15 protein-coding genes are annotated in these 21,201 nt (G+C 47.2%); all 15 read left to right on the forward strand.

The features are described from left to right. Positions 1-27: 27 nt before the first annotated feature. The 15 genes from NQ095_RS10425 (at position 28) to argF (ending at position 21,086) form a co-directional block, all read left to right on the forward strand. Positions 28-1,065, forward strand: a complete 1,038-nt coding sequence (locus NQ095_RS10425; protein ID WP_258263409.1) for a DUF3048 domain-containing protein — start codon at positions 28-30, stop codon at positions 1,063-1,065. Between the two features lie 21 nt (positions 1,066-1,086). Further along, positions 1,087-1,386 carry a YerC/YecD family TrpR-related protein gene (locus NQ095_RS10430; RefSeq protein ID WP_060671598.1) on the forward strand — a complete coding sequence of 100 codons (300 nt, stop codon included), beginning with the start codon at positions 1,087-1,089 and terminating at the stop codon, positions 1,384-1,386. Positions 1,387-1,751: 365 nt separating this feature from the next. Next, the gene (gene pcrB / locus NQ095_RS10435) at positions 1,752-2,438 is read left to right on the forward strand and encodes a heptaprenylglyceryl phosphate synthase (RefSeq protein ID WP_258263410.1); all 687 of its coding nucleotides are present in this window, start codon (positions 1,752-1,754) and stop codon (positions 2,436-2,438) included. An 84-nt stretch (positions 2,439-2,522) separates the two neighbouring features. Further along, positions 2,523-4,748 carry a DNA helicase PcrA gene (gene pcrA / locus NQ095_RS10440; RefSeq protein ID WP_258263411.1) on the forward strand — a complete coding sequence of 742 codons (2,226 nt, stop codon included), beginning with the start codon at positions 2,523-2,525 and terminating at the stop codon, positions 4,746-4,748. 60 nt (positions 4,749-4,808) lie between these two features. Continuing rightward, positions 4,809-6,815 (forward strand): NAD-dependent DNA ligase LigA, encoded by a 2,007-nt coding sequence (gene ligA, locus NQ095_RS10445; RefSeq protein ID WP_258263412.1) that lies wholly within the window; start codon positions 4,809-4,811, stop codon positions 6,813-6,815. A gap of 15 nt (positions 6,816-6,830) precedes the next feature. After that, on the forward strand, positions 6,831-7,982 hold the full coding sequence (locus tag NQ095_RS10450) for a CamS family sex pheromone protein (RefSeq protein WP_258263413.1): 1,152 nt from the start codon (positions 6,831-6,833) through the stop codon (positions 7,980-7,982). A 519-nt stretch (positions 7,983-8,501) separates the two neighbouring features. Then, positions 8,502-10,091: a malate synthase A gene (gene aceB, locus NQ095_RS10455; protein WP_258263415.1), complete on the forward strand. Its 1,590-nt coding sequence runs from the start codon at positions 8,502-8,504 to the stop codon at positions 10,089-10,091. A gap of 155 nt (positions 10,092-10,246) precedes the next feature. Beyond that, the gene (aceA, locus tag NQ095_RS10460) at positions 10,247-11,527 is read left to right on the forward strand and encodes an isocitrate lyase (RefSeq protein ID WP_258263416.1); all 1,281 of its coding nucleotides are present in this window, start codon (positions 10,247-10,249) and stop codon (positions 11,525-11,527) included. A gap of 198 nt (positions 11,528-11,725) precedes the next feature. After that, complete coding sequence (argC, locus tag NQ095_RS10465) at positions 11,726-12,760, forward strand: N-acetyl-gamma-glutamyl-phosphate reductase (RefSeq protein ID WP_258263417.1); 1,035 nt, start codon at positions 11,726-11,728, stop codon at positions 12,758-12,760. A 14-nt stretch (positions 12,761-12,774) separates the two neighbouring features. Continuing rightward, positions 12,775-14,004: a bifunctional ornithine acetyltransferase/N-acetylglutamate synthase gene (argJ, locus tag NQ095_RS10470; protein WP_309137633.1), complete on the forward strand. Its 1,230-nt coding sequence runs from the start codon at positions 12,775-12,777 to the stop codon at positions 14,002-14,004. Beyond that, positions 13,985-14,776, forward strand: coding sequence for an acetylglutamate kinase (gene argB / locus NQ095_RS10475; protein WP_258263418.1), 792 nt, complete (start codon positions 13,985-13,987; stop codon positions 14,774-14,776). The genes argJ and argB overlap by 20 nt, the downstream gene beginning before the upstream one ends. Further along, positions 14,773-15,933 (forward strand): acetylornithine transaminase, encoded by a 1,161-nt coding sequence (locus NQ095_RS10480; RefSeq protein WP_258263419.1) that lies wholly within the window; start codon positions 14,773-14,775, stop codon positions 15,931-15,933. Before argB ends, NQ095_RS10480 begins: the two co-directional genes overlap by 4 nt. 68 nt (positions 15,934-16,001) lie before the next feature. Further along, the gene (locus NQ095_RS10485; RefSeq protein ID WP_258263420.1) at positions 16,002-17,066 is read left to right on the forward strand and encodes a carbamoyl phosphate synthase small subunit; all 1,065 of its coding nucleotides are present in this window, start codon (positions 16,002-16,004) and stop codon (positions 17,064-17,066) included. Further along, on the forward strand, positions 17,059-20,136 hold the full coding sequence (locus tag NQ095_RS10490) for a carbamoyl-phosphate synthase (glutamine-hydrolyzing) large subunit (RefSeq protein ID WP_258263421.1): 3,078 nt from the start codon (positions 17,059-17,061) through the stop codon (positions 20,134-20,136). The genes NQ095_RS10485 and NQ095_RS10490 overlap by 8 nt, the downstream gene beginning before the upstream one ends. After that, positions 20,133-21,086, forward strand: coding sequence for an ornithine carbamoyltransferase (gene argF, locus NQ095_RS10495; RefSeq protein WP_258263422.1), 954 nt, complete (start codon positions 20,133-20,135; stop codon positions 21,084-21,086). Before NQ095_RS10490 ends, argF begins: the two co-directional genes overlap by 4 nt. The last annotated feature ends 115 nt before the right edge of the window (positions 21,087-21,201 follow it).

Consider the following 21,201-nt stretch of genomic DNA (forward strand, 5'->3'; position numbering starts at 1 on the left):
AGTAAAGTAAATAGGGGTATCATAAACATGCTGAAAAGAGCTTTTATTATTGCATTAAGCTCGTTTGCACTTGTCGCATGTAGTTCAGATAAAGAGATAAAGAAAGAATCTGATAAAGAAGCCGCTACTCCAGTGGTGAAAGAAGAGACAGGCGTAGAAACCGAAGAAATGAATCAGTACCCTTTGACAGGGATGGCTGAAAAGGAAGAATCCATGAACCGGGCGATCGCCGTGATGGTGAATAACCATCCGAAGGCCCGACCTCAATCCGGACTGTCGGAAGCGGATATTGTGTATGAAGTATTAGCCGAGGGGGATATCACCCGTTTCTTAGCCATTTTTCAAAGCAGGATGCCGAAAGAAATCGGCCCGGTCCGAAGTGCGAGAGATTATTATATAGAGCTTGCAAAAGGATATGACAGCTTGTATGTTGCTCACGGATACAGTCCTGAGGCGAAAGAAATGCTGACCAATGGTTTTATCGATGATCTTAACGGAATCCAATATGACGGGACGCTATTTAAGCGTGCAAGCTTCCGGAAAGCCCCTCATAATTCCTACATCACATATGAACATATCAAAGATGGAGCGGAAAAGAACGGCTTTGATATGGGGCGGCCGCCTGAGTCGCTGAAGTTCACTGATAACGGGGCAATTAACGGGGAAGCTGCCAATTCCGTGATGATTTCATACAATCATAATCCCCTGTTTAATGCCGTGTATGATTTTAACAAAAAAGAAGGCCGATACGAACGCTTTTCAAATGGAGAGCAGACCATCGACTATGAGTCGAAAGATCCCGTCCTGATCGAAAATCTTTTCATCGTAGAAGCTCCACATAAAATTGTCGATGACAAAGGAAGACGGGATATTGACCTCAAGTCGGGTGGAAATGCTTACTTGATACAGGAAGGAAAGCTCAGGAAGCTTCAATGGAAGAATGTGAATGGCCGAATCCTTCCATATGAAAAGAATAAACCTGTAAGCCTGGGAAAGGGATCGACGTGGATCAACGTCATTCCAAGTTCTCCAGGGTTGACGGGTTCAGTATCCTATCAAGAATAGAAGGAAAAAGGAGTCTTTTTAATGCAAATAAATAAACTAAGAGGCAAGGAGCTGGATCAGTTATTCAACGCTGTTCTTTCCCTGCAAAACCTAGAAGAATGTTATCGTTTCTTTGATGATCTGTGTACAATCAACGAAATTCAATCTCTTGCCCAGCGCCTTGAAGTCGCACGTATGCTTCAGGACGGGAAGACGTATCACAAGATTGAAACCGAAACGGGTGCAAGTACGGCAACGATTTCCCGCGTGAAGCGCTGCTTGAATTACGGTAATGATGCTTATCAATTGGTGTTGGATCGTGTACATGAGGAAGAAAAATAAGAGAAGGGCCGCTGTCTATGACGAGCGGTCTTTGTTTTTGACTGAGCGTCATCCAGCTCCGGCGGCAAGCCCCTCGAGGTCATAAGTCAAACTGGCCAAAAAGGCAAAAAGCGCCTTTCCGGCCAGTTCGTCTTATGCTTGTCGGGGCTGGGCGAGCCGCCTCCGCTTTTGAGTCATCCAGCTCCGGCGGCTAGAGGCTCGAGGTCATAAGCTAAACCTGCCAAAAAGGCAAAGAACGCCTTTCCGCAAGGTTCATCTTATGCTTGTCGCCTCTGGGCGAGCCGCCTCCGCTTTTGAAGGTAATGCGACTCGCTTCTACAAATGATATAATACGTTAGATGGATGTATGAATGGAGGAACAGAGCATGTATGATGTCCAAGAGTGGAGCCATGTGTTTAAACTAGATCCGAATAAGACAATAGATGATGAAGATTTAGAAGCGGTATGTGAATCAGGAACAGACGCGATCATCGTAGGGGGAACGGACGGTGTAACCCTTGAAAAGGTTCTTGATTTGATGGCACGTGTGAGACGATATACGGTTCCTTGTATTCTGGAGGTATCAAATTTGGAGTCGATTACTCCTGGCTTCGATTTGTATTTCATTCCGATGGTGATGAACAGTCAGAATATGAATTGGGTGACGGGTTTGCATCACCAGGCTGTGAAGGAATATGGAGAAATCATGAATTGGGACGAAATCCTTGTAGAAGGATATTGTATATTGAACCGTGACTGCAAGGCGGCGAAGGTAACGGAAGCGAACACAGACATTTCAAGTGAAGACGCTGCAGCGTATGCCATGATGGCAGAAAGAATGTTCAACCTGCCGATCTTTTATCTGGAGTACAGTGGTACATATGGAGATGTTGAAACGGTAAAAGAGGTAAAGGATTCACTGGAAAACACGATATTATTCTACGGCGGGGGAATTGAAACCCGGGAGCAGGCGAAGGAAATGGCTGCTGTATCGGATGTTGTCGTCGTTGGAAATGCTGTATATGACAATCTTAAAGAAGCTTTAAAGACGGTAAAAGCAGTGAAAGGATAAGGATCGAACTGGAGGTCCTTCCCTGATTAATATATAATAGAAATACAAATACAGAACGTATGTTCGTTATGGTGGTGTGAGACTATGCAATTTTTGACTGACCGATTGTTGAATGGAATGAATCCCGAGCAGGCAGAAGCTGTGAAGGCGACGGAAGGGCCGTTACTGATCATGGCAGGGGCAGGCTCAGGGAAGACAAGGGTATTGACGCATCGGATTGCGTATCTGATGGTGGAAAAAGGCGTCAACCCTTACAATATCTTAGCGATTACTTTTACCAATAAAGCGTCGAGAGAGATGAGGGATCGAATTGAAAACATCCTGGGCGGAGCCTCTGAGAATATATGGATCTCGACCTTTCACAGTATGTGTGTGCGAATCCTGAGACGTGATATTGATCGAATCGGGATGAACCGTAATTTTACGATCCTTGACTCTACCGATCAGCAGTCGGTGATCAAAGCGATTTTAAAAGAAAAAAATATCGATCCGAAGAAATTTGATCCCCGTTCGCTTTTGGGATCGATCAGTTCTGCAAAAAATGAGCTGACGACTCCTGAAGAGTTATCGAAGCAAATAGGCGGTTACTATGATCAAGTGGTCTCTGATGTGTATACAGAATATCAGAAGCGTTTACGAAAGAATCAGGCTCTTGATTTTGATGATTTGATCATGACGACGATCCAATTATTCCAGCGCGTACCGGAAGTATTGGAATATTATCAGCGGAAATTCCAATACATCCACGTGGATGAGTATCAGGATACGAACAGGGCGCAGTACATGCTCGTGAAACTGCTCGCCTCCCGTTTTCAAAACCTGTGTGTCGTTGGGGATTCGGACCAGTCGATTTATCGCTGGCGCGGCGCGGACATTGCCAATATCCTTTCTTTTGAAAAGGATTATCCGAGGGCGACCGTCATTTTCCTGGAACAGAACTATCGTTCAACGAAACGGATCCTCCAGGCGGCGAATGAAGTCATCCAGAAGAATTCAAATCGTAAACCGAAGAATCTCTGGACAGAAAATCATGACGGTGAAAAGATCTCCTACTTCAGGGCGGATACCGAGCAGACAGAAGCTCAATTCGTCACAGGGAAAATCAAAGAAATGATGGAAACCGGCAAGAGGAAGTATTCTGATTTTGCCATCCTGTACCGTACGAACGCACAGTCCCGTGTGATGGAGGAAGTACTTTTAAAATCAAATATCGAATACTCCATCGTCGGCGGCATCAAGTTCTACGATCGTAAGGAGATCAAGGATATCTTAGCGTACCTCAGGCTCATTTCGAATCCGGATGATGATATCAGCCTTCAGCGTGTCATTAACGTACCGAAAAGGGGAGTAGGGGCTACGTCGATCGATAAAATTGCCCGTTATGCACAGGATCATGATATTTCCATGTTCAGGGCTCTCGCAGAAGCCGATTTCATCGGACTCAGCCCCAAGATAACCAAAGCCGTGATTGAATTCATGGAAATGGTGAAAGGCTACACAAGTATGCAGGAGTATCTGTCTGTAACCGAACTCGTAGAAGAGATTCTTGAAAAATCAGGCTACACCGATATGCTGAAAGCGGAAAAATCCATTGAGTCTCAATCAAGACTCGAAAACTTGGACGAGTTCCTGTCTGTAACGAAAAGCTTTGAACAATCCAACGATGATAAGAGCCTCGTGGCATTTTTAACGGACCTTGCATTAGTCGCCGACATCGATAAGCTTGATGAGGACGATCAGCCGAAAGATTCTGTGATCCTGATGACCCTTCACGCAGCTAAGGGGCTTGAATTTCCTGTCGTATTCCTAATGGGGATGGAAGAAGGAGTCTTCCCTCACAGCCGTTCCCTTATGGAAGAGGATGAAATGGAAGAAGAACGTCGTTTGGCATACGTGGGGATCACCCGTGCGGAAGAACAGCTCTTCCTTACCAATGCCCAGATGAGGACGCTCTTCGGACAGACGAAGATGAACCCGGTTTCCCGTTTCATCAATGAAATTCCTGCAGACTTATTGGATGATGTGATGGCGGAGAAGAAAACTGCCTTCACTCCTTTCGGAAAATCAGCGGCGAAATCACCTTCCCGACCTGCTCCTCGAAAGCCCGTTGCACGTCCGGTCCAAACCACGACGGGTGGAGAATCCGTTGCGTGGCAGGTTGGCGATAAGGCTCAGCATAAGAAGTGGGGGACAGGAACGGTTGTCAGTGTGAAGGGATCAGGAGACAGTGTCGAACTCGATATTGCTTTCCCGAGTCCGATGGGAATCAAGCGTCTCCTGGCCAAATTTGCTCCAATTGAAAAAGCATAATAGGTCGGAAGGGATTCCCTTCCGGCTATAACCGAATATAAGCAAGAAAGGGTTGTGGAAATGGATCGACAATCAGCCGAAAAGCGTATTAATGAACTTCACGAACGATTGAATCAATATAATTATGAATATCATGTCCTCGACAAACCATCTGTCCCGGATTCAGAGTATGATCAACTCCTCAGGGAACTCATTGAACTCGAGGACCAATTTCCTGAATTGAAATCAGCGGATTCCCCTTCTCAGCGTGTAGGGGGGACCATTCTTGATTCTTTCGAAAAAGTCGAACACAGAACGCCGATGCTGAGCCTTGGAAATGCCTTTAATGAAGAAGATCTTCGTGACTTTGACCGCCGGGTACGCCAGGCGGTCGGGGAGGACTTCTCCTACGTTTGCGAGCTGAAGATCGATGGATTGGCCGTTTCTCTCCGATATGAAGACGGGGCGTTCGTCCAAGGGGCTACACGTGGGGATGGATCCATAGGTGAGGACATCACATCGAATCTGAAGACCATTCGTTCCATCCCGTTAAAAATCTCAGAGAACATGTCCTTCGAAGTCCGAGGGGAGGCATTCATGCCGAAAGGATCCTTCGAAGCACTGAATAAGATCAAAGAAGAAAAAGGGGAAGAACCCTTTGCCAATCCACGGAACGCGGCGGCAGGTTCACTCCGCCAGCTTGATCCGAAAATCGCGGCATCCCGGAATCTGGACATTTTCCTATATGCCCTGGCAGATATCGGGGATACAGGAATCGACTCACATAGCGAGGGATTGGATACCCTTGATAAACTGGGGTTTAAAACAAACCCTGAACGCAAACGGTGTGCGACCATTGAAGAAGTCCTTGAATTTGTCGGGAAGTGGACAGATGAACGTCCGAATCTATCCTATGACATTGACGGGATCGTCATTAAAGTCGACTCCCTTGATCAGCAGCAGGAACTTGGAACGACAGCGAAAAGCCCCAGATGGGCCATTGCGTTCAAGTTTCCTGCCGAAGAAGTCGTCACGGTGCTGAAGGAGATTGAACTAAGTGTAGGACGTACAGGCGTCGTCACGCCAACGGCAATCCTGGAGCCGGTCCGTGTAGCCGGAACGACCGTCCAGCGTGCCTCGCTCCATAATGAAGATCTGATCAGAGAGAAAGATATCAAAATCGGTGACCACGTCGTCATTAAAAAAGCGGGGGACATCATTCCCGAAGTGGTCAATGTACTCGAAGACAAGAGAACCGGTGAAGAACAGGAATTCCTGATGCCGACCCATTGTCCGGAATGTGAAAGTGAACTTGTGCGACTTGAAGGGGAGGTGGCCCTCCGCTGCATCAATCCGAAATGTCCTGCACAAATCCGTGAAGGGCTCATTCACTTTGTATCCCGCAATGCCATGAACATCGATGGACTGGGTGAAAAAGTGATCAGTCAGCTGTTCAGGGAAAAATTGATTGAAGACGTAGCCGATTTATACAGACTGGAGCGGGATCAACTTCTTCAGCTGGAACGGATGGGCGAGAAATCCGTTGATAATTTATTGGAAGCCATTCAAACGTCGAAGGGGAATTCCTTAGAGAAGCTGTTATTCGGCCTTGGGATCCGCCATGTCGGATCCAAAGCGGCGAAGACATTGGCTCAGGAATTCGGCACAATGGACAGGCTGATGGACGTGGGTAAAGAAGAGCTGACGAATGTGAATGAAATCGGGGATAAAATGGCCGATGCCATTGTCGCTTACTTCGAAAATGATGAAGTAAAGGAACTCATTCAAGAGCTGAAAGATGCCGGCGTGAACCTTGAATACAAAGGTCCGAAGCCTGTAGCTGCGAGTGACGTCGACTCGTACTTAGCAGGCAAGACCGTAGTCCTTACTGGAAAAATCGAACGTCTGAGCCGAAATGAAGCGAAAGAAAAGATCGAGATGCTCGGCGGGAAAGTAACCGGAAGTGTCAGTAAGAAAACCGATCTCGTCATCGCTGGGGAAGAAGCGGGATCGAAGCTAGCGAAAGCAAACGAGTTAAATATAGAAGTCTGGGATGAGGACAAGCTGATGGAAGAACTTAACCGATAAGAGGTGTAACGAGGAATGAAAAAAGGGATTTCGGTCGCTCTCTCCGCGCTATTGTTATTAGGAGGCTGTGCTCCGACATTTGAGAAACAGGATCAGGTCGTTCAGGAAAATCAGGATAGCGAAGCCAAGAAGGCCATCATACCAAGCTTCCAAATTTCGAAAGAATATTACAAGACGATGCTTCCGTATGAAACGAGTAATACCCGGGGCGTAGTCGTAAATGATCTGGGATCAAGATACGATATCAATGAAATCGAAACGGGCTTATTAAGGGTTGCTCAAAATCGGTTTTCAACGGATGAATATTTCTTTAAAGAAGGTCAATTTCTGACCAAGAAAATGGTTGATAGCTGGCTGCAAAGAAAATATACAAGTGAACAGCTGAAGGAAAAGGGTTTGCAGGAGTCTGAAAATGTCGGGCTTAATCCCGTGCAGGCAAAAGGGGAAAATGCCCCCATTTATCTTGCTCATGTCGTTGAACATAATTACTTGATGAAGAAAGAGGACAACAAGGTACGCCTTGGAGGAGTGGCCATCGCCCTCTCCTTGAACTCTGTTCAATACAAGACCAATATGTCGAATGGGACGAGAACCGTAAACAACATCAGTAATGAGGAGCTGAAACAACAGGGAGCGAAAATCGCGGGTGAAGTCCTCAACCGACTTCGTCAGAAAAAAGAACTCCAAGATGTGCCGATTATGATCTCTCTTTATAAGCAGGCTCCGAAAGATCAGGTCGTCCCTGGTCACTTCTTTGCCTACACTACGGTGGAATCGGACCAAAACGGCATTCAGGACTGGAAAGGGATCAATGAGGATTATTATTTATTTCCTTCCCCGGAAGCCCAGGAGAACCACCCGAACGATTACAAAGTCTTTAATGAACTGAAAACTGACATTGAAAAGTATTTTCCTGTCTACACAGGACTGACGGGACAAGCGCTCTATCAAGATCAGAAGCTGTCCAAAATGGAATTCGAGGTGGCCCTATCCTTCCAAGGGAAAGCTGAAACCATTGGATTCGCCCAGCATCTCACCAACATGATCGGCAAACAGACCCCGGAAAGCTGGGACGTAGAACTCCTCGTCTCCTCTTCCTACGGACCCGAAGCCCTCATCGTGAAGAAGCCGGGCAGTAAAGAACCCTATTTACACATTTACGAATAAGAAGAGAGAGAACTAATCCAGAAAAGGGTTAGTTCTTTTTTTGAGGGATGTACCTTCTGAATTTCCAAAAAAATGAAACTATCAGATCGATTCATACGTAAAAGATTAGTAAATCGATCAAGTGGACCAGAAGGAAAGACTTTTATTTACAAACTTGAAGAATAAGGAGGTAGCGGAGATGATGAGTTTTATCGCTCTTATAGTGGCTGGAACGTCCCTGACATTTGCAGCGCTAGTCTATGAACAGAATAAAAAAATGGAAAGGAGAATGAAAGACTTGGAAAACAAACTATAAATAGTGAGATTGTCATGGTTACTGAAGGTCCGTCCCTCACCGCTTTAATGCGATGAGGGACGGACCTTTCTTGTGTTATCAACACCATTGCGAAAAATGTCGAATGAAATTTCAGAAAAAGGTGTTCCAAATTCAATCTATCTGTTATACAATACAAACATGTTAATTAATCTGTATTATAACAATAAGATTTGTTTAATACGCTTAAGGAGTGAATACGTTCTATGTCGACTCAAATGGTTGGTATCAAGGTAACCGGGGAACTGAAACCGGGCTTTGATGAAATGTTATCCCCGGGGGCACTGCAGTTTTTAGAACAACTTGAGCGCAGGTTCGGAGAGAAACGCAAGGAGCTGTTACACAACAGAGAGAAGAAGCAGGAGCGGATCAATGAAGGAGAGCTTCCACACTTTTTAAAGGAAACAGAATCGATCCGCCAAAGTGAGTGGAAGGTTGCTCCGATTCCGAAAGCACTGCAGGATCGAAGGGTGGAGATCACAGGCCCCGTTGATCGCAAGATGGTTATCAATGCTCTGAATTCAGGAGCGAAATGTTTCATGGCATGTTTTGAAGATGCCACCTCACCAACATGGACGAACCTCATAGAAGGACAAATCAACCTCCGAGATGCTGTACATCGCACGATAGACTTCGAGACAAACGGGAAGCGTTATGAATTGAACGAAGAACACGCGGTTCTGATCGTAAGGCCCAGAGGACTTCACCTGGAAGAGAAACACATCGAACTGGATGGAAAATCACTATCAGGAAGCCTTGTCGACTTTGGCTTATTCTTCTTCCATAATGCGACTCACTTAACTTCAATGAATAGAGGCCCTTATTTTTACTTACCTAAATTAGAAAGCCACGAAGAAGCACGATTCTGGAACGATGTATTTGTATTTGCCCAGGATTATGTGGGAATTCCCCAAGGGACGATCAAAGCGACGGTTCTGATCGAAACAATCACAGCCGCATTTGAAATGGATGAAATCCTTTATGAGTTAAAGGAACACTCAGCAGGGTTGAATTGTGGAAGGTGGGATTATATCTTCAGCTATATCAAAAAGCTTCGGGAACAGGAAAATGTGATCCTCCCAGATCGTTCATCGGTCACGATGACGGCACCATTCATGAGAGCATATTCCCTGCTTACGATCAAGACCTGTCACAGAAGGGGGGCACCTGCAATAGGCGGTATGGCGGCGCAAATCCCTGTCAAGAACGATCCTGTCAAGAACGAAGAAGCGTTCAATAAAGTGAAAACAGATAAAGAACGGGAAGCAAGGGATGGTCATGATGGGACGTGGGTCGCGCATCCTGGTCTGGTACCGGTTGCCATGGACGTATTCAACAGGGAAATGAAAAAAACGAACCAGATCGAAGAGAAAACATTACTGGAACTGGAAGTATCTGAACAGGATCTTCTCGAAGTTCCTCAAGGGGCGATAACCGAAGAGGGTGTCCGCCTGAACATTAATGTAGGCATTCAATACATTTCATCCTGGCTGAGCGGCCAAGGGGCGGCACCGATCCATCATCTGATGGAAGATGTAGCTACGGCAGAAATCTCGCGTGCCCAGTTGTGGCAATGGATCCGTCACCCGAAAGGGATCCTCGATGATGGCAGGCATATCACTATGGAACTCTACGAACAGCTGAAGCAGGAAGAACTGACAAAACTCAAAAGCCAACTGGGAGAAGATCGATACAAGGAACGCCGATTCTCTGAAGCCGTGGACCTGTTCGATCAGCTCATCCGGAACGACCAGTTCACAGACTTCCTCACCATACCTGGCTACCGAATCCTTTAAGGGACGGCCACAGGTCAAACGCTGGTAAACCAGGCATAATCACTTTATTCAATTACCGCTTCACCTTGATGAGGGACGGACCTCATCCAATGACGTAAGACCCATACATCAAACATACACCGGTATGTATAAAACAAATAAGGGAGAGATTTAATATGGTAAAAGCAAATAACGAACGTGTAACGGCACTGCAGGAAAATTGGGAAATGGATCAACGATGGAAAGGGATCACCCGTCCTTACTCAGCAGAAGATGTTATTCGACTAAGGGGCTCGATTGATATCGAACACACTCTTGCCCGCCATGGTTCCGAGAAATTGTGGAATCTTCTTCATGAAGAAGATTATATCAATGCTCTTGGCGCTTTGACAGGCAACCAGGCGGTCCAACAGGTAAGAGCCGGACTCAAAGCCATTTATCTAAGCGGGTGGCAGGTTGCAGCGGATGCTAACCTTTCAGGACATATGTATCCCGATCAAAGTCTGTACCCGGCAAACTCAGTCCCATCTGTCGTAAAAAGGATCAACCAGGCCCTTCAGCGCGCCGATCAGGTCCATTATGTAGAAGGGGATGAATCGATTGATTGGTTCGTGCCGATTGTTGCTGATGCTGAAGCGGGTTTCGGTGGACAGTTGAATGTATTCGAATTAATGAAAGGGATGATTGAAGCAGGAGCGTCTGCGGTCCACTTTGAAGACCAGCTTTCTTCGGAGAAAAAATGCGGTCATCTTGGTGGGAAGGTGCTTCTTCCTACTCAAACTTCTGTAAAAAATCTTATTTCCGCCCGTCTTGCTGCGGACGTAATGGGCGTACCGACTTTGATCGTTGCCCGTACAGACGCCAATGCCGCGGACTTGATCACGAGCGATGTCGATCCGTATGATGCACAGTTTATTACCGGCGACCGAACTCCTGAAGGGTTTTTCCGTACAAATGCCGGCCTCGATCAGGCGATTGCGAGAGGTCTTGCGTATGCACCTTATGCAGATCTTGTTTGGTGTGAAACGTCAGAGCCGAGTCTTGAAGAGGCTCGCCGGTTTGCAGAAGCGATCCATGCTGAACATCCAGGAAAATTACTGGCTTATAACTGTTCCCCGTCCTTTAATTGGAAAAAGAAATTGGACGATGAAACAATCGCCAAATTCCAGGTGGAGCTCGGTAAGATGGGCTATAAATTCCAGTTCGTCACACTTGCGGGCTTCCACGCACTGAACCACAGTATGTTCGAGCTTGCGAGGGGCTACAAAAATCGCGGTATGGCTGCCTATTCACAACTTCAAGAAGCAGAATTTGCAAGCGAAAAGCATGGATATTCCGCTACAAGACATCAGCGTGAAGTCGGAACAGGCTATTTCGACGAAGTCTCCATGGTGATTTCAGGTGGAACATCCTCCACAACCGCTCTGAAAGGGTCCACCGAGGCCGCTCAATTCTAAGAAAGTAGTAACCTATTCATAAAGGTCCGTCCCTCACACGTTTTTGAGGGACGGACCTTTATGTGTTTCTAGTACTATGGAAGTGAATATGTGAATAAAGTAACTTTATAGAAAAATTTATAAATATACTATTGATTTTATTAATATACACTCATATAATTAGACCTAATTTAAATTTATTGTTTGGAGTGAGAGGTATTGGATGTTGGTATTGTTGGTAGTACTGGGTATGGTGGTGTGGAGTTGTATCGTCTGTTGTCGAATCATCCGAATGTGAATGAGTGTATTTTATATTCATCTTCTCTGGAAGGGAGTTCATATGCGGAACAGTATCCGCACTTATCGGGTCTTTCCCATGAAAGTGTGAAGCCGATCATGATCGAAGAGATGCAACAGCTTGATTTTGTATTCCTGGCAGTGCCTTCCGGAGTTTCAAAGGAGCTTGCTCAGAAGCTCATCGGAAAAAAGGCGAAAGTGATCGATCTTTCAGGCGACCTGCGCTTAAAGGATCCGGGTGAATATGAAGAATGGTATAAAGGGGAATCTGCTCCGCAGGATATTCTCGAGAAAGCCGTCTATGGACTGACTGAGATCAATCGATGCACCATCCGGGAAGCGGACCTGATTGCCAACCCCGGCTGCTTCCCGACGGCGACCCTGCTGGGGCTGGCTCCGCTTTATCAACAGGATCTAATAGACCCCCACTCCTTGATCATCGATGCCAAAACCGGTTTATCCGGGGCAGGAAGGAAAGCGACTCAATCCAGTCACTTCTCCGAGACCCAGGAAAATCTACGAATCTATAAAGTCCATCAGCACCAGCACACCCCAGAAATTGAACAGCAATTGAAGGAGTGGAACAGTGAAGCGGGCCCGATCACACTCACAACTCATCTCATTCCCATGACCAGGGGGATCATGGTGACGATGTACGCCGACTTAAAGGACATCTGCACCACTGAGCAGTTACATACCCGCTATCAAAGCTTTTATGAAAAGCATCCATTCGTCAGGATTCGTCCGATCGGGCAGTTCCCGAGCACAAAGGAAGTATTCGGCACGAATTACTGCGACCTATCCATCAAAGCAGATCCACGGACGAACCGGGTGACGATTGTGTCCGTGATCGATAATTTGGTAAAGGGAGCGGCGGGTCAGGCGGTGCAAAATATGAACGTGATGCTGGGGCTGGACGAAGTGACCGGTCTTCATCACTATCCAATCTATCCATAAGAGGGGGAGAATCAATGAAACTGGTAAAGGAAGAAACAGTGAAACCTATCAAGGGAGGAACGATTCTGTCACCTCTTGGATACAAGGCAGGGGGGCTCCACACCGGCCTTCGATATGCAAAGAAAGATTTCGGAATCATTTACAGTGAGAAACCTGCACAATGCGGAGCGGTTTATACCCAAAGTCATTTTCAAGCGGCTCCCCTCAAAGTCACGCAGGAAAGCATCTCACAATCTCATAAACTACAAGCAATCGTCGTAAATAGTGCCATTGCTAATGCGTGTACAGGTGAACAGGGGTTGAGGGATGCGTATCAAACGAGGGAATGGACCGCAGAACGGTTCCAGATTCCCGAAGAGTACGTCGCTGTTGCATCCACAGGTGTCATCGGGGAATGGCTTCCAATGGATAAGATGAAAAAGGGCTGCAGTGAAATCCAAGTCGATGCGGGCCCGGAAAGTGCCCAGTCTTTCCAACAGGCCATCCTCACGACGGATACAATCGAGAAATCGTCGTGCTATCAGGTTATGATCGACGGGAAAACCGTAACCATCGGAGGCTGTGCGAAAGGCTCGGGGATGATTCATCCCAATATGGCGACGATGCTCGGCTTTATTACAACCGACGCCACAATTTCATCGGACGTACTGCAGACTGCCCTTAGAAGAGCCATCGATCAATCCTTTAATCAAATTACCGTGGACGGGGAAACATCAACCAACGATATGGTCATCAGTCTGGCAAATGGCATGGTGGGACATGAAGCCCTTCACGAGGATCATCCTGACTGGCCTCACTTTCAAAAAGGTTTGACGCTTTTATGTGAAGATCTCGCGAAACAAATCGCAAGGGATGGAGAAGGCGCAACGAAACTGGTGGAAGTGAATGTGACGGGAGCCCGATCCAAGCAGGAGGCCAATGTATTGGCAAAAAAAATCGTCGGTTCCAATCTGGTGAAGACGGCCCTTTTCGGTGGAGATCCGAACTGGGGAAGAATCGTCGGGGCAATGGGGCACAGTGGGGTCGACATCAGCCCTCATCAATGTGATATACACATCGGGGACACCCTCGTTTTTTCAAATGGGACTCCTCAACCGTTCAACGAACAAGAAGTCAGCGGGTATATGAAAGCTGAACATGTGAGCATCTCAGTATCACTGCAGAGTGGAAAAGGATTCGGAAAAGCCTGGGGGTGCGACCTTACGTATGATTACGTCAAAATCAATGCAAGTTACCGAACATAAGCCTGTCATTGTAGTGAAGCTTGGTGGGAGTATTCTTTCTAAGTTATCAGCCCAGTTTTATAAAAGTATGAAAGATCTTCAGCATCACTACCATGTGGTCCTTGTTCACGGCGGCGGTCCTGAAATTACGGCAACACTCAAGGATCTTGGAATCCAGTCCACGTTTATTGACGGTCAGAGAAAGACTACGAAAGATGTTTTCGATATTGCTGAACAGATGCTAAAGGGCAAGGTGAACAGCCTATTGGTCCATCAACTCAACCGTGAAGAGGTAAAAGCCATCGGGATAAGCGGGTACGATGCTCATTTACTCAAGGCGAGTTTCATAGATAAAGAGACTCTTGGGTTTGTCGGCAAAATTGAAGAGGTCAATCTCACGCTTCTTCATAATCTACTATCTCTAAATTACTTGCCGGTGATCGCCCCCCTTGCAACGACAGGCGAGGGAGAACGGGTAAACGTGAATGCAGACCTTGCTGCTGCAGCCGTCGCCAAGGCACTGAAGGCAGAAAAACTGGTGTTTGTCACCGATGTACCTGGAATCTTGAAGGACGGTGAACTTGTTTCACGTGTAACAATCGGAGTCATTCAGCATTATATAGAAGCCGGCGTAATCTACGGTGGAATGATCCCCAAGGTGCAGGCGGCCATTTCCGTTTTGAACAAACATATTAACGAAGTGATGATTGTCGGATGCCGGGACTCCATCATCCAGGATGGTGAAATGATCGGTACGCGAATTACAGAAGGAAAAGAGGTTAAGGCGATATGAGTCATGTATTCCCAACGTATAAACGGTTAGACATTGAATTGGTTTCGGGGAAAGGTACGGAGGTACAGGATCATAATGGTACATCCTATTTGGATTTCATTTCAGGAATCGCCGTCTGTAACTTAGGGCATTCCCCTTCTGTTGTAAAAGAAGCAGTGGAGAGACAAATGGATACCCTTTGGCATGTTTCGAACCTGTTCATGATTACCAAACAGGAAGAGGCAGCCACAATCCTTGCTTCTGCAAGCGGCCTTGATGCCGTCTTCTTTTGCAATAGCGGAGCGGAAGCGAATGAAGCGGCGATAAAGCTTGCGAAGAAACACACAGGGAAAACGAAGATCCTGACCTTTGATCAATCCTTTCACGGCCGTACGTTCGCAACGATGAGTGCGACAGGGCAGGAAAAGATCCATAGCGGATTTGGTCCGCTGCTGCCGACCTTTGAATACCTTCCATATAACGATGAGGAGACCCTTTCAGAAGTGGAGGGTGAGGATGTAGCGGCCATCATGCTTGAAGTGATCCAGGGGGAAGGGGGAGTCAACCCGGGAACACTTTCCTTTTTGCAGGCGGTTGAAGCCAAATGCCGCGAACTGGATGCGTTACTCATCATCGATGAAGTCCAGACAGGGGCGGGACGGACGGGTCTGCCGTTTGCTTACCAGCACTATTCCCTGGATCCGGATATCGTCACCGCTGCAAAAGGACTCGGGAGCGGATTTCCGGTGGGGGCCATGATGGGGAAGAAAGAACTCATCCCATCCTTTTCACCTGGCACACACGGATCGACGTTCGGGGGGAATCCGTTAGCGATGGCCGCAGCGAAGGCAACCATGGAAACCATTTTCGAAGAGGGATTCCTGAAAGATGTTCAACATAAATCGGAGGATTTCACCAAACAACTGACCCTTCAGCTCCAGGAATATCACATGGTCCAAGAAATAAAAGGGATCGGTTTTATGATCGGTATCTCCTTCAATAAGGAAGTGAGTGATATCATTGCCGAGCTCCGTCATAATGGATTATTGACCCTTCCGGCAGGAGCAAACGTAATCCGGTTATTACCACCATTGACCGTCACCCAAGCAGAACTCGATCAGGCTCTTCAAATTTTAATCCGTACAATCAAGGAACATCAATCAATTGAAGTCTATTAAATTTTTTTAACGTTAAATGTATAAAAATACTTAAATATAATTATTTATTCAAAGTAGGAGGTCATCTCATGACAGGTTACTTATGTTTGGAAAACGGCAGCATCTTTAAAGGGGAAGTCATGATGGATGAGGAGGATCCCGTTCAGGGTGAGATCGTATTTTTCACCGGCATGACAGGGTATCAGGAAGTGCTGACGGATCCTTCTTATAAAGATCAAATCGTCGTTTTCACCTACCCCCTCATCGGTCAATACGGTGTAAACGAAGACGATTTTGAAAGCGGGCAGCCCCAGGTGAAAGGGGTCATTATGCTCGGGTCAGCTGATTTGTTTTCCCATTATCAAGCCGCTTCGTCCCTTAAGGACTATCTTCAGAAATGGAAGATTCCTTTCATGACCGGGGTGGACACGAGACAGGTTGTGAAGGAGATCCGTCATGAAGGTAGTCAAAATGCATGCATTTCGTATACAGACGTGTTGCCTGAGAAAGAAGCACTCACCGGTCAAATCGAAAAAGTCGCTGCTTCAGGGATTTGTCAGTTGGGAAACGGCAGCAAGCATATAGCGGTCATTGATTTCGGTGTGAAGAAATCGATTGTATCCTGTCTGTTGGAAATGGACTGCCTCGTGACCGTCATTCCGTATCACCAACTGGCCCAGCTGGATCAGATGAATATCGATGGACTGGTATTATCGAACGGCCCTGGGGACCCGAAGGAAATGATGTCCTTCTTGCCACAGCTGAAAGAGAAAATCCTGCAAATGCCGACACTTGGCATCTGCCTGGGTCACCAATTGATCGCCCTGGCACTGGGAGGGGAAACGAATCGATTATTATTCGGACACAGAGGGGCGAATCACCCGGTCATGGACAACGAGACGGGTGAGGTGTTCATCACATCGCAAAACCATAACTATGTCGTGAATCAAGCCAGTTTAATCGGCACAGGGCTAGAACCACGATTTATGAACGTCAATGATGGTTCCGTTGAAGGCCTTCAGCATAATAGTAAGCCGATCCTTTCCGTTCAATTTCATCCCGAAGCACGTCCTGGACCTGAAGACGCTTCGTGGATATTCCAGCAATTCTATCAATCGATTAAACAACCGGGGAGAGAGAAAATGTATGCCTAAAGATTCCACTATTCAAAAAATCCTGATCATTGGATCGGGACCGATCATCATCGGGCAGGCGGCTGAATTTGATTATTCCGGCACGCAAGGGTGTCTTGCCCTGAAAGAAGAGGGTTATGAAGTGGTCCTTGTGAATCACAATCCTGCCACGATCATGACGGATACCGCTTATGCCGACAGAGTGTATTGTGAACCGCTGACTGCGAAGACCCTGACCGCCATCATCGAAAAAGAATGTCCCCATGGGCTGGTCGCCAGTCTAGGCGGACAGACCGCCTTGAATCTCGCCGTCGGACTGGATGAGAAAGGGGTGCTTGAGAAGTATGGTGTGAAACTGCTCGGTACGTCCGTCGATTCGATCCAAAAGGGTGAGGATAGGGAAAAGTTCCGTTCTTTAATGGAGACATTGGGTCACCCGACGGCCGAAAGCAGCATCGTCCATGACCTGGAAGCAGCATTGCTTTTTTCTGAAAAGATTGCCCTTCCGATCATTGTCCGCCCTGCTTATACATTAGGAGGGAGAGGCGGCGGGATTGCTTCTACTAAAGAAGAATATAAGAAACTCGTTCTATCAGGCTTGAAAGCAAGTCCGATTCATCAAGTCCTTGTGGAAAAAAGCATTGCCGGTTTCAAAGAAATCGAGTATGAAGTGATGAGAGATTCGAAAGGAAATTGTATATCGGTCTGCAATATGGAGAATTTCGATCCGGTAGGGGTCCATACAGGGGACTCCATCGTCGTTGCCCCGTCCCAGACGTTGACTGATCGGGAGTTTCATATGCTCCGTACGGCCGCCTTTGATATCGTCAGCGCATTAGAAGTGGTGGGAGGATGCAATATACAATTTGCTTTAGACCCTAACAGCAACCAGTACTATGTCATTGAAGTGAACCCGCGTGTGAGCAGGTCATCTGCCCTGGCATCCAAGGCAACGGGTTATCCCATCGCCAAAGTCGCGGTGAAGATTGCGGTCGGCTACACATTGGATGAAATCATCAATCCGTTAACAAGGACCACCTATGCAAGCTTTGAGCCTGCCCTTGATTACGTGGTGGTGAAATTCCCGAGATGGCCGTTTGATAAATTCCCTGAAGCGAACCGGGTCCTTGGCACGAAAATGAAAGCAACGGGAGAAGTGATGGCGATCGAGCGCTCATTAGAGGCTGCATTTCAAAAGGCGCTTCAATCCCTGGACCTTTCCATTGAGAGTATATACGGTGGAATGTCTGAGCTATCGCTGGGAGACTTGGAGAAAAAGATTAGTACGCCGACTGATTCCAGGTTTTTTGAACTCATGGAATTATTGAGACGGGGCGATTCGATCGATTCTCTTCATGACAAGACAGGGGTCGATAAGCTGTTCCTGTCGGTTATGAATAACCTGTTTTTCATGGAAAAAAAGCTCCAGAACAATGCGCTCAGTGCAAAGCTATTGAAAGAAGCGAAGGAGTTCAGGTTTGAGGACAAAGCCATTGCCGGACTAACGGGAATGGTTGAAGCGTCGATCACCGATTTAAGAATGAAAGAAGGAATCGTCCCGGTATTCAAAATGGTCGATACGTGCGCCGGGGAATTTGAAGCCATCACGAACTACGCCTATTCAACTTATCATGGTGTAAATGAAATTCTGCCTTTACCCGGGGAGAAGAAAGTCCTGATCATCGGGGCGGGACCGATCCGGATCGGTCAGGGTGTCGAATTCGACTACAGCGCGGTCAAGGCGATCCAGCGCTTGAAAGACCACGGGTACACCACGATCATGGTGAATAATAATCCTGAGACCGTGAGTACTGATTATGAAACAGCGGACAGATTATACTTTGAACCGATCACAAAAGAAGCGGTCCTCTCCATTATCAAGCATGAGAAGGTTGATGAGGTACTGATTCAATTCGGAGGGCAAACGGCATTGAACCTTGCCGGTATGTTAGAAGAAGAGGGGATCACACTGCTCGGGACGTCCTCCGATATCATTGATACGGTTGAAGATCGGGACCGTTTTTATCAACTGCTTGATGGGTGTGGGATCCCCCGTGTGAAAGGGGACATCTGCCACAGTAAAGAAGAAGCGATGCATGTTGCCGGAAATCTGGCCTTCCCACTTCTATGCCGCCCTTCCTATGTCATCGGTGGCAAAGGGATGGTGAAAGTGAAGAGCCTGGAGGAAATGCAACGCTTCATCCAAACCGCAGATGAAGAATATTTCCCTATTTTAATAGATGAATTTAAAGAAGGACGGGAAGCTGAGGTCGATCTTGTGGGAGACGGGGAAGACGCCTATGTTCCCGGTGTGATGGAGCATATTGAAAGGGCGGGTGTCCACTCAGGGGACAGCATGTCCATCTTCCCGTCAGAATCCCTGTCGGAGGAAATCAAGGAGACGATTGAAGGATATGCCCGTGAAATCGTATCCTCACTTCAGTATAAAGGAATCATGAATATTCAATTCCTGGTGCAGGGTCGAAAAGTGTATGTATTAGAAGTCAACCCCCGGGCCAGCCGCACCGTACCGATAGTCAGTAAGGTCCTTGGTTTTCCGTTGATCGATATGGCCACAGACCTGATATGCGGGGAGAGTTTGACCATTGATGCTTTTGAGCCACCCGCCGAGGTGAAGGGAGTCGGGGTGAAGTATCCCGTATTTTCATCCCACGCCCTGCCGGAGATCGATCAGATCCTCGGTGCGAATATGAAGTCGACGGGAGAAGGGCTTTGTCTGGGTGGGACCGTTGAAGAAGCTCTATACAAAGTATTTGAAGAGCTGCATGCGGGAGTTGAAGCAGGAGGAACCGTCTACGTCGATTGTGAGCAGACAGCGGTTAAGCAATTTCAAACTGCTGAAGAAGCATCCTTCAGTGAATGGGTCGAAACCGAGCATGCATGTGTCTACTTCAATGATGAGGAAACGGACAGGATGAAGAAAAGAAGAATCGCTGCATTGGAAGCGGGTGTCACCGTGATAACCGAAGCGGAAACCCTGCACGCCTTCATGCGAAGTAAGAACGCAGAACATGTCCGACCGAAGCCTTTAGTCCATTCAAAATCCATTCAGGGAGTGAGCCGAGTATGAACCATTCAACCATTGCACCGTCTCCGGAGAAAATGTCGTTAAAAGGAAGAGACCTCGTCACGTGGCTCGATTATACGGCGGAAGAGGTCCATGAGCTTTTATCATTGGCACAGTACTTGAAGGAAAACCCTTATTCAAAGAGCCTGGAAGGAAAGACTCTTGGAATGATTTTTGAAAAGTCATCCACGAGAACTCGGGTGTCATTTGAAGCGGGAATGCTCCAATTGGGAGGTCACGCCATCTATTTGAATTCCCGCGATATCCAGCTTGGGAGAGGAGAGTCGATTGCGGATACGGCACGGGTCCTGTCATCTTACGTAGACGGGATCATGATTCGCACATTCGAGACGGAGAAGGTGACACAGTTGGCAGAGTACGCCAGTGTCCCTGTCATCAACGGTCTATGTGATACGTATCATCCATGCCAGGCGTTGGCCGATGTCCTCACGATCCAGGAAACCAAGGGGACGTTAAAAGGGGCGAAGGTAGTATACATCGGGGACGGGAATAATGTGGCCCACTCCTTCATGATCCTCTGTGCCATGCTTGGGATGGAGGTCGTCGTTTGTTGTCCTGAAGGGTACGAACCGAAGGAAGATATCATAGGGAAAACGCTGGATCTTGCCGTGAAAAGCGGAGGGGGTTTTACGCTGATGCATGACCCGATTGAAGCGGTGAAGGGTGCTGACGTCGTCTACACAGACGTTTGGGCCAGTATGGGGCAGGAAGAGGAAGCGTTCAAGCGTCTCCAGGACTTTAAAGGATATCAAGTGAATGAAGAGCTGTTGAGTCATGCTTCTCCCAATGTGACATTCCTCCATTGTCTTCCGGCACACCGGGAAGAAGAAGTCACTGCAGCCGTCATCGACGGTCCATGTTCCGCCGTATTTCAACAGGCGGGGAATCGATTGCATGTTCAGAAGGCGATTTTACAATCGTTGTTTATATAAATGGCAAAGGGTCCGCTCATGTTTCAGAGCGGACCCTTTTAGTTGCCTGAAAGCATTCCCATAAGAGAAAATGGGACAGAACCAAATGAACACAAGTAAACATATAGTGTAGGAG

It is taken from the genome of Rossellomorea sp. SC111 (assembly GCF_024733565.1).
Classification (GTDB): Bacteria; Bacillota; Bacilli; order Bacillales; family Bacillaceae_B; genus Rossellomorea.